The sequence below is a fragment of the Clostridium sp. AN503 genome (assembly GCF_040719375.1).
Taxonomy (GTDB): Bacteria; Bacillota; Clostridia; order Lachnospirales; family Lachnospiraceae; genus Brotaphodocola.
Genome location: NZ_JBFDTP010000001.1, coordinates 1,543,439 through 1,558,378 on the forward strand (window position 1 = coordinate 1,543,439; position 14,940 = coordinate 1,558,378).

16 protein-coding genes are annotated in these 14,940 nt (G+C 52.5%); 5 read left to right on the top strand and 11 right to left on the bottom strand.

All coding sequences use genetic code 11. The features are described 5' to 3' along the window. Positions 1 to 12: 12 nt before the first annotated feature. The 11 genes from AB1I67_RS07000 to AB1I67_RS07050 form a co-directional block, all read right to left on the bottom strand. Positions 13 to 702, bottom strand: coding sequence for a YjjG family noncanonical pyrimidine nucleotidase (locus tag AB1I67_RS07000; protein WP_367029090.1), 690 nt, complete (start codon positions 700 to 702; stop codon positions 13 to 15). Next, positions 692 to 2,032 (bottom strand): dihydroorotase, encoded by a 1,341-nt coding sequence (locus AB1I67_RS07005; RefSeq protein ID WP_367029091.1) that lies wholly within the window; start codon positions 2,030 to 2,032, stop codon positions 692 to 694. The genes AB1I67_RS07000 and AB1I67_RS07005 overlap by 11 nt, the downstream gene beginning before the upstream one ends. Positions 2,033 to 2,077: 45 nt before the next feature. Next, on the bottom strand, positions 2,078 to 2,566 hold the full coding sequence (locus AB1I67_RS07010) for a threonine/serine exporter family protein (RefSeq protein ID WP_367029092.1): 489 nt from the start codon (positions 2,564 to 2,566) through the stop codon (positions 2,078 to 2,080). After that, complete coding sequence (locus AB1I67_RS07015) at positions 2,566 to 3,351, bottom strand: threonine/serine exporter family protein (RefSeq protein ID WP_367029093.1); 786 nt, start codon at positions 3,349 to 3,351, stop codon at positions 2,566 to 2,568. The genes AB1I67_RS07010 and AB1I67_RS07015 overlap by 1 nt, the downstream gene beginning before the upstream one ends. A gap of 22 nt (positions 3,352 to 3,373) precedes the next feature. Beyond that, on the bottom strand, positions 3,374 to 4,090 hold the full coding sequence (locus AB1I67_RS07020) for an MBL fold metallo-hydrolase (protein ID WP_367029094.1): 717 nt from the start codon (positions 4,088 to 4,090) through the stop codon (positions 3,374 to 3,376). A gap of 443 nt (positions 4,091 to 4,533) precedes the next feature. Next, entirely contained in the window at positions 4,534 to 4,746 is a 213-nt protein-coding gene (locus AB1I67_RS07025) for a DUF378 domain-containing protein (RefSeq protein ID WP_367029095.1), read from the bottom strand. A 52-nt stretch (positions 4,747 to 4,798) separates the two neighbouring features. After that, positions 4,799 to 5,923, bottom strand: a complete 1,125-nt coding sequence (locus AB1I67_RS07030) for an ABC transporter substrate-binding protein (protein ID WP_367029096.1) — start codon at positions 5,921 to 5,923, stop codon at positions 4,799 to 4,801. A 34-nt stretch (positions 5,924 to 5,957) separates the two neighbouring features. Next, positions 5,958 to 6,755, bottom strand: a complete 798-nt coding sequence (locus AB1I67_RS07035) for an ABC transporter permease (RefSeq protein ID WP_367029097.1) — start codon at positions 6,753 to 6,755, stop codon at positions 5,958 to 5,960. Further along, positions 6,755 to 7,567: an ABC transporter permease gene (locus AB1I67_RS07040; RefSeq protein ID WP_367029098.1), complete on the bottom strand. Its 813-nt coding sequence runs from the start codon at positions 7,565 to 7,567 to the stop codon at positions 6,755 to 6,757. The genes AB1I67_RS07035 and AB1I67_RS07040 overlap by 1 nt, the downstream gene beginning before the upstream one ends. Continuing rightward, entirely contained in the window at positions 7,560 to 8,636 is a 1,077-nt protein-coding gene (locus AB1I67_RS07045; RefSeq protein ID WP_367029099.1) for an ABC transporter ATP-binding protein, read from the bottom strand. Before AB1I67_RS07045 ends, AB1I67_RS07040 begins: the two co-directional genes overlap by 8 nt. 23 nt (positions 8,637 to 8,659) lie before the next feature. After that, complete coding sequence (locus tag AB1I67_RS07050) at positions 8,660 to 9,193, bottom strand: cupin domain-containing protein (RefSeq protein WP_367029100.1); 534 nt, start codon at positions 9,191 to 9,193, stop codon at positions 8,660 to 8,662. Positions 9,194 to 9,440: 247 nt separating this feature from the next. On the opposite strand from AB1I67_RS07050, the gene AB1I67_RS07055 reads away from it, so the two are divergent. The 5 genes from AB1I67_RS07055 to AB1I67_RS07075 all read left to right on the top strand — a co-directional run bounded on the left by AB1I67_RS07055 (position 9,441) and on the right by AB1I67_RS07075 (position 14,935). Further along, on the top strand, positions 9,441 to 10,502 hold the full coding sequence (locus AB1I67_RS07055) for a beta-propeller fold lactonase family protein (RefSeq protein ID WP_367029101.1): 1,062 nt from the start codon (positions 9,441 to 9,443) through the stop codon (positions 10,500 to 10,502). A 49-nt stretch (positions 10,503 to 10,551) separates the two neighbouring features. Beyond that, complete coding sequence (gene aroC, locus AB1I67_RS07060) at positions 10,552 to 11,637, top strand: chorismate synthase (RefSeq protein WP_367029102.1); 1,086 nt, start codon at positions 10,552 to 10,554, stop codon at positions 11,635 to 11,637. A gap of 78 nt (positions 11,638 to 11,715) precedes the next feature. Next, positions 11,716 to 12,159 (top strand): ribose 5-phosphate isomerase B, encoded by a 444-nt coding sequence (rpiB, locus tag AB1I67_RS07065; RefSeq protein WP_367029103.1) that lies wholly within the window; start codon positions 11,716 to 11,718, stop codon positions 12,157 to 12,159. A 282-nt stretch (positions 12,160 to 12,441) separates the two neighbouring features. Further along, on the top strand, positions 12,442 to 13,467 hold the full coding sequence (locus AB1I67_RS07070; protein ID WP_367029104.1) for a LacI family DNA-binding transcriptional regulator: 1,026 nt from the start codon (positions 12,442 to 12,444) through the stop codon (positions 13,465 to 13,467). 34 nt (positions 13,468 to 13,501) lie between these two features. After that, a complete protein-coding gene (locus AB1I67_RS07075) occupies positions 13,502 to 14,935 on the top strand; it encodes a sulfatase-like hydrolase/transferase (RefSeq protein WP_367029105.1) in 1,434 nt (477 codons plus the stop codon). Positions 14,936 to 14,940: the final 5 nt, after the last annotated feature.

Genomic DNA, 14,940 nt, shown 5'->3' on the forward strand with positions numbered 1-14,940 from the left:
TGTAAATCACATTCACAAAATGCGTTTTAACTCCTCCAGCCCCCGTATCTCATAATCCGCCCTGATCCCAGCCGCCCGCGGCTGGGTGCCGTCGTTGAGCCAGCAGGCGGCAATCCCGGCATTCAGCCCGCCGCGGATATCGGAGGTCTGGCTGTCGCCGACGATCAGCATCCGGGCCGGGTCCTTTTCGCGGATCCGGGCGAAGCAGTAGTCGAAATATTCCTTCTGGGGTTTTTGGCTGCCGGTATCCTCTGATACAAAAATATCAGTAAAATACTGATCCAGGCCGGAACGTTTCAAGCGGCTGTACTGGGTGGAGGAGACACCGTTGGTGACAATGTACAGGTCGTAGCCCTTCTCTTTTAACCAGGAGCAGATTTCTTCTGCACCATCCATAAGGATCGCGCAGTTGTCAAGCTGTTCCCGGTACAGGGCCTCGGCGGCATCGCCGTCCACTTCTTTGCCGATGGCAGCAAAAAATTTGCGGTAGCGGTTGCCAAAGATATCCTCTCTGGCGATCTCTCCCCGCTCAAAGGATTTCCAGAAGCCCTGGTTGATCTGGTGGTACCGTTCGATCAGATAATCAGTAGGCTCCACTCCCCATGCGCGCATGACGGCGCAGACGCCTAAGCGCTCCGCCGCATCAAAATCCAGCAGGGTACCGTCAACGTCTAACAGAACCGTGGTAAATTCAGTCTTCATAGACCACCTCTCCATTACAAATCGTATATTTCACCTTTCCATACAAGGTTTCTCCCACAAAGGGGGAATTGGAGGATTTGGACTCAAATGAATCCACCGTCCATGCCTCCTCCGGGTCAAAGATCACAAGATCTGCGTCTGCGTCTTTGCCAAGCCAGCCCCTGCTGTCTTCCAGATGATAGAGGACAGCAGGATTGTAAGACATCTTTTCCATCAGCTGAAGGAGGCTTAGATGCCCGGCGCGCACAAGGTTGGTCACGCCAAGGGCAAGGGCGGTCTCCAGACCGATGATGCCGCTGGGAGCCTGGGTCAGGGGACGGCCTTTCTCCTCACTGCTGTGAGGGGCGTGGTCCGTGGCAATGATATCAATGATGCCTTCCTTCAGGCCGCGCAGGATCTCTTCCCGGTCCTTTTCCGTGCGAAGGGGAGGATTCATCTTCGCCAGCGTGCCGTGTTTTAAAACGGCAGTCTCATCCAGGGAAAAATGATGGGGTGTGACTTCTGCCATCACGTGTGCGCCCAGCTGTTTCGCCAGCTCCACCATGCGGACGGAGGGGCCGGAGCTGATGTGCTGGATGTCGATCACGGCCCCGGTATGGAGCGCCAGCATACAGTCGCGGGCCACCAGCACGTCCTCGGCAGCAGCGGGAGAACCACCGATACCGAGCTGTCTGGACACCTCGCCCCGGTTGATGCCGTTGTTCTCGATCAGGGACGGGTCTTCCTCATGGAAGCTCAATGGCACGTTTAAGCGTACGGCCTCCTCCATGGCCTTTTGTACCAGGGCGGCGTCCTTTAGTGGAATGCCGTCGTCAGTAAATCCGGCGGCGCCATGGGCTTTTAAAAGCTCCATATCAGTCAGAGTCTCCCCTTTCATCCCGATGGTGATGTTGGCGGCAGTCAGCACGTGGATGCCGGTCTTTTTCCCCTCGCTGATGACATATTCCAGCGTTTCCACATTGTCCACCGGCGGCTTTGTATTCGCCATGCAGATAACTGTGGTGAAACCGCCTTTTGCAGCGGCCTTTGCCCCGGTCTGGATATCTTCCTTGTAGGTAAAACCGGGATCGCGGAAATGTACATGCACGTCGATCAGGCCAGGCGCCACGACCAGGCCGGAAGCGTCGATCACCGACGTACCGATGTTGGCGGCGGCTCCGGTGTCTGCAGCGATACAGATGTCTGCGCCAGCCTCTGATGTCTCATGGAGATATTTCTCCTTTAGGCCAGTACCCATATCTGTGATCTTCCCGTGATCGACCGCCAGGTCCATCACTTTGTCGATGCCAAAACGGGGATCGATCACCCGTCCGTTTTCAATAATTAACATATTATTTCCTCCTGTTATCCTATCGGTTTGCTGTGTTGATCGGTTTTATTTGGTATCGGGGAGCTTAAGCCCCACACGGAATATCTTTTGCGGCAGTTCAAATACAAATACAATCCCAAGCACGATAGCTACGGCGATCTTCAGAGCATTGAACCCGGTCTCGGACGCCATGGCCAGCTGGTTTGTGACGGCATAGTAGGAAGCCCAGTAGATGCCTGCCCCCGGGACCAGCGGGATAATGCCGGAGATTAAAAATATGGTCACAGGACAGCGCTTGCGCACTGCAAACCATCGTGACATCAGGATCACGATGACAGTTGCGATGAACGTGGCAGTTGTGGCAGAGGTTGAGGGCGTCAAAAGCAGGTAAAACAGCCAGCCGGCACCTCCGATCAGCCCGCAATAGGGGAAATACTTTGCCGGTGCGCCAAACAACAGGGAAAAGGCTACTGTGGCTATGGCAGCGGCCGCCGTCTGGAGAAGAAGCCGGAGCAGGGGGAATAATGATCCGGTCACTAAAAATGCAGATACCATTACAACAGCACACCTCCCGTCAACACGCCGTACAGCGCGATCACGAATCCCACGCCTATGGCAATGCAGAAAAATACAAGCACTGAATCCATCATTCGGACAGAACCAGATATGTAGTCGCCGTCCGCCATATCTCGGATCCCATTGGTGAAAGCCATTCCGGGGACCATTAGGATAATGGCGCCGATCATCATCGCTTCCAAGTGCGAACCCAGCTTCAGCCGGTAGCAGAGGATGCTTAAGAGAGTCACCCAGGCTCCGCCGATGATATTGCATACGATTTTGGAAAAATGCGGTTTCCCGATCCGCAGCAGGTAAAACTGCAGCAGGACGCCGATGAAAAAGGAGCATATAAAATCCTGCAGGTTTCCTCCGAACATAAAACTGAAACAGGCGCCTGCAATACCTGCGGACGCGATTTGCAGCTTTGCCGGAAAACCTGGCATGTTTTCTATCCGGTTTAACTCCTCCCGCGCTTCTTGAAGCGTAAAGGCATGTTCCTCGATCTGCCGGGAGAGCTGGTTGACTTCAGCCACCCGGCTTAAATTCGCGTTGTTGACCGGTATCTGCAGCACCTTTGCAAACTGCGTCTCCTCCTCGTCGCCGGAGGTCACAAAAATGCCGTTGCTCAGTACAAAAGCGCTTGCTGATTTCAGCCCATAGTAATGACAGATGCGGTAGACGGTATCTTCCACGCGGAAGATCTCGGCACCATTTTCCAGAAGGATCCTGCCGGCCTGAAGCGCCACCAGCAGGATCTCCCGTTCCCGTTTTGCCTGTTCCATAGTTGCCCCCTTTGATCCCGGATCACGGCTCAAGCAGGAAGACCTGTCCTTCTTCTGTGATCTCCATGATCCTGTCCCGGTATTCCTTTGCACATTCCAGCTCCTTAAACTGCCGGATCAGGCCGTACTCCTCCCAGAAATGCATGGGAAATACGGTCCCTGCGCCTACCATCCTCATAAACGCATCCAGCCCCAGCGAAAACAGATCTTCCTGCCGTCCGTCCAGCGGAACCATCGCCACATCGGGGAGGAATCCTTTGCTGTGGATCAGCTCAAGCTCCCGCCTGTAGTTGGCGCTCATATTGTTGTTCCAGGAAAGCGGCTCCTCCTTCCAGCGCCAGTCGTTCAAGTCTCCGGCGTGATAGATGGTCTTACCGCCTGTTTCCACCATAAAAGCTACGCCCTCATCGGTGGATTTGAAGGCAGTGATGCAGATACCGCCTCCGTCAGGCAGACGGAGCGTCCTGCCCGGGTCCATAAATTCGGTATGGCAGTTTAATTTCTCGGGAACCCGGTTCTGCCAGATATCGTCTGACAGGACAAAGCGGATGCGTGGATGGGTCTGGGCCAGCTCAAAGATCTTTGGGCTGAAATGGTCCCCATGGCGGTGGCTGGCAAATACGATCAAGTCCTTGTCCCGGGCCAGGTCCGGCAAAGGACCTCCCACAAAATCAAACAGCAGCAGCGCCTGGTCTGTCTCTGCCAGGAATCCGCTGTGATGGATATAGGTTATCTTCATATATGATTCCTCACTTTCTGAGCTGGGTGTGCATATCCGGATGCAGCATATATGCATGTATCATACCACAAATCCCGGTGAAATAAAACTGGAACAGAGCTTGAGTTTCCGCATATTGCAGCGGCGGCGGGCGGGGGATCGGACAGCATGGTTTTTGTTCCGGTTTCGGTTCTAAGAAGCTGTAAGCCCTCAGAATTTTCTTAAAAACCTGCCAGTGGAAGGGGCAACTCGCTAACGCTCAGACAACCCCTTCCGCTGTCAGAACAGAAAATCCTGAAGGCTAACATCTTCTAAAGACCTGCAAAGTCACAAAAACCATGCTGTCCGATCCCCAGCCCGCCGCCGCTGCAATATGCGGAAACTGTCTCAAGGAACAGAAAAGTACCCTAACAGCTCTGCGGCTATTAGGGTACAGTTTACTTCGTTCAACAAAAAGCTCTTATTTACTGGGCTTCAACATTTCCTGTCCGCATATAAAAACTGATCAGATAAAGCCCGCACAGTCCTACCAGAGCGTAGATGATTCTGGAAAGCCAGGACATGCTTCCGAACAGAAAAGCCACCAGGTTGAAGTCGAAGAATCCCACCAGACCCCAGTTCACCGCACCGATAATCGCGATGGTCAGTGCCGTATAATCCAATGCCTTATTTCTCATGGCGCTACCTCCTTTACACAGGTAGTATGTGCCAAAATGGACAGATTATACATCAGTTGGATTTGACTTCTTTCCACAGGTTATTGTAGATGGCATCCACGTCATCGCCCAGATACATGTACACTTCACTGTTTGTTAAAGAGTCCATATCCGGGAATACGGATTTGTTGTTCCTTACATCTTCATCCAGCAGCTCTAAAGCGCCCTTGTTCGGGGTCGGATAGGTGATGTACTCAAAGTTGGCCTTGGCGATCTCCGGACGGCAGAGGAAATCGATCCATTTCTCTGCATTTTCCTTGTTCCTGGCATTTTTCGGGATGACCCAGGAATCCAGCCAGAGGTTGGTGCCCTCCTCTGGGAGCACATATTCCAGGTTGTAGTCTAAGCCCAGGTTTTCCACTTCCTCCTGGATGTAGAGCATTTCGCCGGAATAGATGACGCCCACTGCGGCCTCGCCGCCGATCATCTTGTCGCGTACCTGGTCGATGACATAAGCCTGGACAAGAGGCTTCTGGTCGATCAGATCCTGTTTTGCCAGCTCTAATTCTTCTTCACTGGTGCTGTTCATGGAGTAGCCGTCTTTTTTGAGCGCTACCATAAATGCGTCGCGGACACTGTCCTGCATAAGGATCTCGCCGCTTAAACGCTCGTCCCAAAGGTCCTCCCAGCTTGTGGGCGGCTCTACTCCAAGCTCTTCCAGCCGTTTTGTGTTGTACAGGATGCCCACGGTCCCCCAGCAGTACGGCACGGAATATTTGTTTTCCGGATCGAAGGTCCTGGACATCTCCATATAAGCCGGATCGATCTGGTCGGCGTTGGGGATATTGTCAAAGTTAAGCTCCGCCAGCAGGTCATTTTCGCGCATCTTCTGGATCATGTAGTCGGACGGGCAGACCACATCGTAGTTGACAGCGCCGGCCTCGATAACCGGATACATCTCCTCATTGGTCTCAAATAAGTCATAGACTACCTTGATGCCGGTCTCTTCCTCAAACTGGGAGATCACGTCCTCGTCAATATATTCGCCCCAGTTGTAGACGAAAAGCTCATTGGACCCGGAATCCCCGCCGGAACCGTCTGGCGGCATGCTGCCTTCCGGGCCGCCTCCGCAGCCGGACAGAAGGGTGGAAGCGGCAGTCAGGACTGCCAGGGACAGTGCAAATACTCTTTTTTTCATAATCATTCTCCTCTTGTGGTTTTACAGGGTTAACCTATTTGCCTGCCTGTTTCCTGCGGGGTGCAAAATTGCTGATGATCAGCAGCACCAGGACGGTGGCAAAAATCACGGTAGACAGTGCGTACATGGAAGGTTTGATGCCGCGCCGCACTTCACTGTAGATCAGGGTGGACAGGGTGTTGATGCCCGCTCCTCTGGTGAAATGCGTGATGATGAAATCATCCAGCGACATGGTGAAAGCCAGCAAAAATCCCGACAGCACCCCCGGAAGGATATCCGGGAACACCACCTTGAAAAATGCGTATACAGGACCTGCGCCCAGATCCATGGCGGCCTCGTAGGTGGAACGGCTGGTCTGCTTCAGTTTCGGCATGACGCTTAGGATCACATACGGGATGTTAAAGGTAATATGCGCGATCAGCACAGTTTTAAATCCCAGTGAGATGCCAAATGCGATGAACGCCAGCATCAGGGAGATACCGGTCACGATATCCGCATTCAGCATGGGGATATTGGTGATGCCCATGAGTATGGTCTTTGGCAGGGCCTTCATGCTGTTTATGGCGATGGAGGCGGCGGTGCCGATGACGGTCGCGATAAGAGCCGATAAAAATGCGATCATCAGCGTGTTGTACAGGGCATCCATAATGTTGCGGCTGGCGAACATCTGGGTATACCACTGCAGTGTGAACCCGCCCCACTGGGTACGGGATTTGGAACTGTTGAAGGACAGGACCACCATGGTGGCTATCGGTGCATACAAAAAGATCATGATGATGACCAGATAGAAATCCTGCCAGATTTTCTTGAAATTCTGTCTCAGCCGGCTCATCAGAATGCACTCCCCTCTCCGTTTTTGTCATACTTGGCGATCAGCGCCATGCTTATGAGGATAAATATCATCAGCACCAGAGAAAGCCCGGAGCCCAGGTTCCAGTTGCTGCCTTTGGTAAACTCCTGCTCAATGACGTTGCCGATCAAAAGGATCTTGCTGCCGCCCAATAAGTTGGAGATCACGAAGGTGGTCAGCGCCGGCACAAATACCATGGTGATGCCGCTGATCACACCCGGCAGGCTTAATGGAAACCACACCCAGAGCAGTGTCTGGGTAAAATTGGCGCCCAGATCCCGGGCCGCGTTGATGGTATTGTCGTCAATCTTGCAGAGCACGTTGTAGATCGGAAGCACCATAAAGGGCAGGAAGTTGTATACCATGCCCAGCACGATGGCGCCCGGCGTGTTGATCAGGTTCTGCCTGGGCAGATGCAGGGAAGCGAGGATCCCGTTGATCACGCCGCTCTTTTCCAGAAGGGTCTGCCATGCCAGGGTACGCAGCAGGAAGTTCATCCACATGGGAAGGATGAAGATAAATACAATAAAGCTTCCCTGCCCCACGCCGCGGTTTCTCAAGATCATCGCCAGCGGATATGCCAGAAGCAGGCAGATGACCGTGCTCACAAAAGAGAGCAGCAGAGATAAAAACAATGCTTTGGAATGCTCCGGCGTGGCGATGGACAAAACGTTTGCCAGGGTAAAGGCCCCGGACTTGTCCGTCAGTCCATAGAAAAAGATCAGCGCCAGCGGGATGACGATGAAGCCAACCATCCATACCAGGTAAGGCCCGGCTAAAATTTTCTTATTCATTGACACCCACAGCCTCCTCATCTTCCGAAGCCGGCTTGTTCATGATCTGGATATCGAAGGGGTCCACATGGATGCCCACCTCTTTGCCCACCGGGCACATATCCGTCGAATGGACCAGCCACTCAAAGCCGTCAGGGGTAGTGACCTCCATCTCGTAGTGCACACCCTTGAAGATCAGGTGGGTGCATACGCCGGTCAGGATCCCTGCGGACGGGTCAACCAGGTCGATATCCTCGGGCCGGATGACCACGTCAACCGGCTGGTTGATTCCAAAGCCCTTGTCCACACAGGGGAAGTTTGCGCCGAAGATCTGCACCAGTTCGTCGCGGAGCATAATACCCGGCACGATGTTGCTCTCGCCGATGAAGTCCGCAACAAATGCATTTTCCGGCTCGTTATAGATCTGCTCCGGGGTACCCATCTGCTGGATATAGCCCTGGTTCATGACCACAATGATGTCGGACATGGTGAGCGCTTCCTCCTGGTCGTGGGTCACATAGATAAAGGTGATGCCCAGCTCATTCTTCAGGCGGATCAGCTCGTACTGCATATCCTGCCGGAGTTTTAGGTCCAGCGCGCCTAAAGGCTCGTCGAGAAGCAGCACCTTCGGTTCGTTGACGATGGCGCGGGCGATGGCGATCCGCTGCTGCTGGCCGCCGCTTAAGGAATCCACGCTCCGTTTCTCAAAGCCGTCTAAGTTCACCAGCTTTAAGGCATATTTGATCTTGTCGTCGATATAAGCCTTCGGTTTGTTCTTGATCTTTAAGCCGAACGCGATGTTTTCCGCAATGTTCATATGGGGGAACAGCGCGTATTTCTGGAAAACGGTGTTGAGCTGCCGCTTGTTGGGCGGGATCTTCCCGATATCCTGTCCGTCGAAGATCACCTGTCCTTTATCAGCGGTCTCAAATCCGCCGATGATCCGGAGTGTTGTGGTCTTGCCGCAGCCGCTGGGACCCAGGAGGGTTACAAAGGTGTTTTCCTTTACGGAAAGGCTTAGATCGTCCAGGACCATGGTCCCGTCGAAGCTCTTGGAAATATTTACTAAATCAATTAAAGACTGACCCATCTTAAGTTTCCTCCTGAAGGTAATTAAAAGCTTGGCGGTGAGCTGACCCAGATCAGGACTGCGCCGGTTTTGCTGGTAAGATAATGCTTTTTATCCGATATAAAGTAGAAAGACTCGCCTTTTTTTGCTTTGTAGGTCCGGCTTCCGATGTGTATGGATATGGCGCCCTGGAGCACGTAGCCGAACTCCTCCCCCTCATGGGGATTGTCCGGGTAGGTGGAGCCTCCGGCCTCCAGGGTAAGGAGGATCGGCTCCATCACATTTTTCTGGGCGTTGGGGATGATCCACCTGATATCATTCTTCAGATCCGCGTCATATTTTTCAAAATAATCAGCTTTTCCGAAAACGATCTGCTCCTCCGGGGTCTCGTTGAAAAATTCTCCCAGTGACGTCCCCAGACACTGCAGGATATCAGTCAGGGTTGCAATGGAAGGGGAAGTCAGATTCCGCTCCAGCTGGGAGATAAAGCCCTTGGAGAGCTCTGCGCGGTCCGCCAGCTCCTCCTGCGTAAGCCCTTTTACGACCCGCAGTTCCTTCAGTTTTAAACCGATGTTCATTCGTATGCCTCCAGACTGATACTAACCAAAAAGTTTACTTATAGTAAATGAATGTAAAAATAATATAAAAGTTTAGTATTAATAAACACAAAGTAAATCTAATTATACTGAAAAATATCCGTATGTCAATACATTGTGAATAGATTTTTTTCGGATTATGTGGTAAGATGTTCACGTAGACAGTAAGAAGTCACAAATTACGTAATCATAATGGATTTTAAATACATAACTACGAGGAGGAATGTTTATGGCAGCAAAAGGAAAATACATGGCGTATGTCGGTTCCTATTCCTATAACGGCAAAGCTAAGGGTATCACGGTATATGATGTGGACGTGGAAAAAGGCGTTTTCCGTGAGCGCTGTGAGGTAGAGGTTGACAATTCCTCCTATCTGATCGCATCTACGGATGGCAAGACCTTATATTCGATCGCAGATGAAGGGGTAGTGGCGTTCCGTATCCTGGAGAACGGAAGCTTATCGAGGCTGAACAGCGCCAAGATCAAGGGAATGCGAGGCTGCCATCTGTCCACGGATAAGAATGATAAATATGTGTTTGTCTCCGGGTTCCACGATGGGAAAGCGACGATCCTGCGGCTGCGCCGTGACGGAGGCGTGGGCGAGATCGTGGACGGGGTGTTCCATAAGGGATTAGGGAGCGTAGCGGACCGGAATTTCCGTCCCCATGTGACCTGTACCAGAAGGACGCCGGACGACAAGTATGTGATGGTCGCCGATTCGGGACTTGACCAGGTGAAGATCTACCGGTTCAACGAGCAGGATGAACATCTGATGCAGGTGGACGCGATCCGCTGCGATTTAGAGTCGGCGCCCCGTTGTTTCCGGTTCAGCTCTGACGGGAAGTTCATCTACCTGATGTATGAGCAGAAGAACGTGATCGACGTTTATACCTATGAAGGAGGGGACCGGGTGCCGGTGATCGAGAAGATCCAGACCATCTCCACCACAGCGCCGAAGCACAACCAGCTGACGGCAGCCTGTTCCATGCGGTTTTCAACGGATGAGAGGCATCTGTTCTGCGGGAATGCGGGGGACGAGACGGTTTCCGTCTACAGCCGTGATCCGGAGACCGGGCTTCTGACACAGCTCTGCTGCCTGCCCATCAGCGGTGAGTATCCCAAGGATCTGTGTGTGTTCCCGGATGACAGGCATCTTGCATCCATCAACCATGAGAGCGGTACGATCACATTTTTTAAGGTGGATTATGAAAAAGGTCTGCTGATCATGAGCGCCAATGAGATCCGGTGCAATGAGCCGAACAGCTGCGTGATCATCAAGGTCGGTGATTGAGTGCAGGCAAACGGCTGGAATAGAGAGTTGTGATCAACGGAGGAAAGATATGGCAGGTTCAACATTTGGGACCATATTCCGAATCATGACATGGGGAGAGTCCCACGGCAAAGGCGTCGGTGTCACCATCGACGGCTGTCCCGCGGGACTTCCTCTGTGCGAGGAGGATATTCAGGAGTATTTAGACAGAAGGAAGCCGGGGCAGAGCCGGTACGCCACCGCCAGGAAAGAGGGCGATGAGGTGGAGCTCCTGTCGGGAGTATTTGAAGGTAAGACCACGGGCACCCCGATCGCCATGATGGTGCGCAACCAGGACCAGAGGTCGAAAGACTACAGCGCGATCATGGATGTGTACCGCCCGGGACATGCGGATTACTGTTTTGAGCAGAAGTACGGTTTTCGGGATTACCGGGGCGGCGGGCGTTCCTCGGCGCGGGAGACGATCGCGCGGGTGGCGGCAGGCGCGGTGGCATGTAAGCTGTTATCCCAATTCGGGATCACCGTGACCGCTTATGTGAAGAGCATCGGCGAGTTTGAGGTGGATCCGAAACGGTTTGATCTGGCGGAGCGGGATTTAAACAGCCTCAATATGCCGGACGCAGTGGCGGCTTCAGAGACCGCTGAGTTTTTGGAACGGATGATGGCGGCGCATGATTCGGTGGGCGGCGTGGTAGAATGTATCGTACATGGAGTCCCCGCCGGGATCGGAGAGCCGGTATTTGACAAGCTGGACGCCTGTCTGGCCAGGGCAGTCATGTCCATCGGCGCAGTGAAGGGCTTTGAGATCGGGGATGGTTTCGCGGCGGCAAGGGCACTGGGTTCCCAGAACAACGACCCATTCCTTGCAGACGGGGATGGGACGGTAAAGAAGGCGACCAATCATTCCGGCGGTATTTTGGGCGGCATGAGCGACGGCAGCGATATTGTGCTGCGGGCGGCCTTTAAACCGACCCCGTCCATCGCACAGGAGCAGCACACAGCCAACAATGCCGGACAGAATGTGGAGATCGCTATCAAAGGACGCCACGACCCTGTGGTGGTCCCGCGGGCCGTGGTGGTGGTGGAAGCCATGACGGCGCTGACCATAGCAGACCTGCTGCTGGCGGACCGGAGCGCGCGGATGCGTGAGGCCTGAGATCCCATGAGCAGCGGAGCGCCGCGGCTATCAGGCAGACCAGACGGAACAGAATGAATCTTAAGAGGAGACAGTACAATGAAGATTGTAATCGGTAATGACCATACGGCTCTGGAGATGAAGGAAGAGATCAGGGCGTATGTGGAATCGAAGGGGTATGAAGTGATTGATGTCGGGACAAACGGTCATGAGAGCTGTGACTATCCAGAATTCGGAGAGAAGGTCGGCCGTGCGGTAGCTGCCGGGGAGGCGGATTATGGTATTGCCATCTGCGGCACCGGCATCGGGATCGGCATTGCGGCGGGGAAGGTAAAGGGAGTGCGGGTCTGCACCTGCAGCGAGCCCTACAGCGCCAGGCTGTCCCGGATGCACAATGACACCAACGTCCTTACCTTCGGCGCCCGGGTCATCGGAGTGGAGATGGCAAAGATGATCGTAGATGAGTGGCTGGACAACAGCTATGAGGGGGGACGGCATAAACGCAGGGTGGATCAGCTGATGGAGATTGAGAAGCGGCAGTGACTGGATAAAAACGTGTATGTCATAGTATAATATCATAGTAAAAAGGATAGAATGAGCGGAGAAATTGCGGTGTGGACTGCATTTTTCCGCTCATTTTGTTTTGAAAATCATATAACAGAAATTAATTGATAAAAAATGCACAGAGTAAACGTTTGAGTTTTGTGGAATGTGTACAAGTTTACTTAAAACGTATCGTTTGTTTCACGAATAGTTTGTAAAAATATTATATGCTATGATATTTGCAACAAGTTAAACGTTTGCGAAATACTGAGGGGAGGAGACATGAAACCAAAGCAGGTGACGATCAAGGATGTTGCCAGAGAAGCGGGTGTTTCGGTGGCTACCGTTTCGAGAGCACTTAATGGCCTTGGGGGGTTAAGTGAGGAGACCCGGGAGTATGTCCTTAGTGTCTGCGAGAAGCTGGCATATGTACCTAATACACTGGCGAGAGGACTGGTGATGCAGCACACCCAGACCATTGGGCTTGTGGTGCCGGATATCACCAGTCCTTTCTATTCCAGGTTGATGGTCCTGGCGGCAGCCGAGGCAAAACTGTGTGGATATCAGGTGCTTTTGTGCAGCAGTTTCCGAAATTATGAAATGGAGATGGATTATTTCAAGCTGTTGATCGGGAATCAGGTGGAGGGTATCTTATTTTTTCCAGTGGGGGAAGAAAGCGCTAAGAATCTGTATCATTTTCTGCGGTATGTGCCGATTGTGGCTTTGAACCAGATGCCGGAGGGAAATCCGATTCCGTACGTGTGTGCAGATGAAAGGAGGAGTGGACAGCTTGCAGCTGAGTATCTGATCGGGTGTGGATGTCGGAATCTCCTGTTTATAGGCTATGAGGACCGTCTTGCCCATCGGTGCCGGGCGGAGAGTTTTTTATATGCTGCGGAGCAGGCGGGGATCTACGCAGAGATATTTGAGAGTGAGGGCCGGTATAAAAGCAGTTTTGAACGAGGTTACCGGCAGTTCAGTGAATTTTTGGGGCAGAAGCGTTTTAAACCGGAGGGAGTGATCGCAGCAAGCGATGCGACAGCAAATGGTGTGGTTAAGGCATGTATGGAGCGGAATATTGCGATTCCTGAAGATATATCTTTGATCGGCTTTGATAATATCAATGCAGATCTTCCGACTATTGAATTGACTTCTGTGTCTATTTCCCACAGTCATCATGTGAAACGGGCTATTGAACTGCTGATCCGAATGAGAGACGGGCGCAGGGTAAAAGAAAATGAGAAGCATATTTTTCTGCTGCCAGAACTGGTGGAGAGGGACTCTTGCTGGAAGAGGACATCAGATTGATAAAATAATCAGATCAGAAGAGGAGGTGTGTTGTTTGATAAAAGAGAAAAAACACGTGCTGTTCATCCAGACTGACCAGTGGTCTGGCAGTTATTTTGGCTTTGCTGGACATCCGTCGGTGATGACGCCGACGATCGACCAGTTAGCGCGGGACGGTATCGTGTTTGACCGGTGTTACAGTACTTGTCCGGTATGTATCCCGGCTCGAAGGAGTTTAATGACAGGGACCAGCCCTCGGACCCATGGGGACCGTCTGTATCAGGACCGGCTTCCCATGCCGGAAATGCCGACGTTGGCAGAGGCGTTTAAAAGAGGCGGCTATCAAACTGTGGCGGTGGGGAAATTGCATGTATATCCACAGAGGAACAGGATTGGCTTTGATGAGGTCATTCTGCAGGAGGAAGGGCGGTATGAGTTTGGTGTGGTGGATGATTACCAAATCTGGCTGGGAGAACAGGGCTACGTGGGCCAGGAATTTGCCCATGGGATGGGCAACAATACTTATCTGGCGCGGCCCTGGCCGCTGCCGGAGTATACCCATCCGACAGCATGGACGACCCGTGAGATGGTACGGCAGATAAAACGGCGTGACCCGTGCCGACCATTTTTCTTCTATATTTCTTATCAATTTCCTCATCCGCCGTTGGTCCCGCCTGCAGATTACCTGGCTATGTATGGAGCGGACAGCGTGATCCCGCCGGTGGAAGGCGACTGGGAAGATGACAGTTTGGTGATAAGATACATGACAGAAAATTCACACATCTATAGTGCCAGGGAAATCCAGTTGGCGAGACGGGCGTATTTTGCACAGTGTACCTATATTGACCATCAGATCCGATTGCTTATAGGGACTCTCAGGGAGCAAGGGCTTTTACATAATACGCTGATTGTGTTTACCAGTGATCACGGGGATATGCTGTTTGACCACCATATCGTTGGTAAACGGTGCTTTTATGAAGCTTCAGCCAATATACCGTTGATTTTCTCCGGAAAGCCGGTGGAAGAAAAGAGGGGGATGGTGGATGGGCGATTGGCCTGTCTGGAGGATGTGATGCCTACTCTGCTGGAGTTTTGCGGTCTGCCGAAGCCGGAAACTGTGGAGGGATTTTCTTTGTTTGGAGATGAGACCCGACACTGCCTGTTTGGTGAGATCAGTGAAGGCGTGAAGGCTACCAGGATGATCCTGGATGAAAGGTATAAGCTTATTTACTATCCGTTTGGCAATAAAAAGCAGTTGTTTGATATCAAAAAGGACCGGCAGGAGCTTCATGATCTGGCAGGACAGGAGAAATACCGGGTAGTTAGTGAGCGATTGGAAGAAGAGCTGATACGGGAGCTGTATGGGGAGGACCGCAGATGGGTTGTGGACGGGAAACTGGTCGGTGAAGCATGTCCGGAATATGCGCCGTCACAGGATTATGGTTTTTCAAACCAGCGGGGGCTTCACTGGCCTCCGCCGGAAAAATAATGAGA

Coding starts and splice junctions, on each gene's coding strand:
- AB1I67_RS07000 (WP_367029090.1), bottom strand. CDS start 702: ATGAAGACTGAATTTACCACGGTTCTGTTAGACGTTGACGGTACCCTG.
- AB1I67_RS07005 (WP_367029091.1), bottom strand. CDS start 2,032: ATGTTAATTATTGAAAACGGACGGGTGATCGATCCCCGTTTTGGCATC.
- AB1I67_RS07010 (WP_367029092.1), bottom strand. CDS start 2,566: ATGGTATCTGCATTTTTAGTGACCGGATCATTATTCCCCCTGCTCCGG.
- AB1I67_RS07015 (WP_367029093.1), bottom strand. CDS start 3,351: ATGGAACAGGCAAAACGGGAACGGGAGATCCTGCTGGTGGCGCTTCAG.
- AB1I67_RS07020 (WP_367029094.1), bottom strand. CDS start 4,090: ATGAAGATAACCTATATCCATCACAGCGGATTCCTGGCAGAGACAGAC.
- AB1I67_RS07025 (WP_367029095.1), bottom strand. CDS start 4,746: ATGAGAAATAAGGCATTGGATTATACGGCACTGACCATCGCGATTATC.
- AB1I67_RS07030 (WP_367029096.1), bottom strand. CDS start 5,923: ATGAAAAAAAGAGTATTTGCACTGTCCCTGGCAGTCCTGACTGCCGCT.
- AB1I67_RS07035 (WP_367029097.1), bottom strand. CDS start 6,755: ATGAGCCGGCTGAGACAGAATTTCAAGAAAATCTGGCAGGATTTCTAT.
- AB1I67_RS07040 (WP_367029098.1), bottom strand. CDS start 7,567: ATGAATAAGAAAATTTTAGCCGGGCCTTACCTGGTATGGATGGTTGGC.
- AB1I67_RS07045 (WP_367029099.1), bottom strand. CDS start 8,636: ATGGGTCAGTCTTTAATTGATTTAGTAAATATTTCCAAGAGCTTCGAC.
- AB1I67_RS07050 (WP_367029100.1), bottom strand. CDS start 9,193: ATGAACATCGGTTTAAAACTGAAGGAACTGCGGGTCGTAAAAGGGCTT.
- AB1I67_RS07055 (WP_367029101.1), top strand. CDS start 9,441: ATGGCAGCAAAAGGAAAATACATGGCGTATGTCGGTTCCTATTCCTAT.
- aroC (WP_367029102.1), top strand. CDS start 10,552: ATGGCAGGTTCAACATTTGGGACCATATTCCGAATCATGACATGGGGA.
- rpiB (WP_367029103.1), top strand. CDS start 11,716: ATGAAGATTGTAATCGGTAATGACCATACGGCTCTGGAGATGAAGGAA.
- AB1I67_RS07070 (WP_367029104.1), top strand. CDS start 12,442: ATGAAACCAAAGCAGGTGACGATCAAGGATGTTGCCAGAGAAGCGGGT.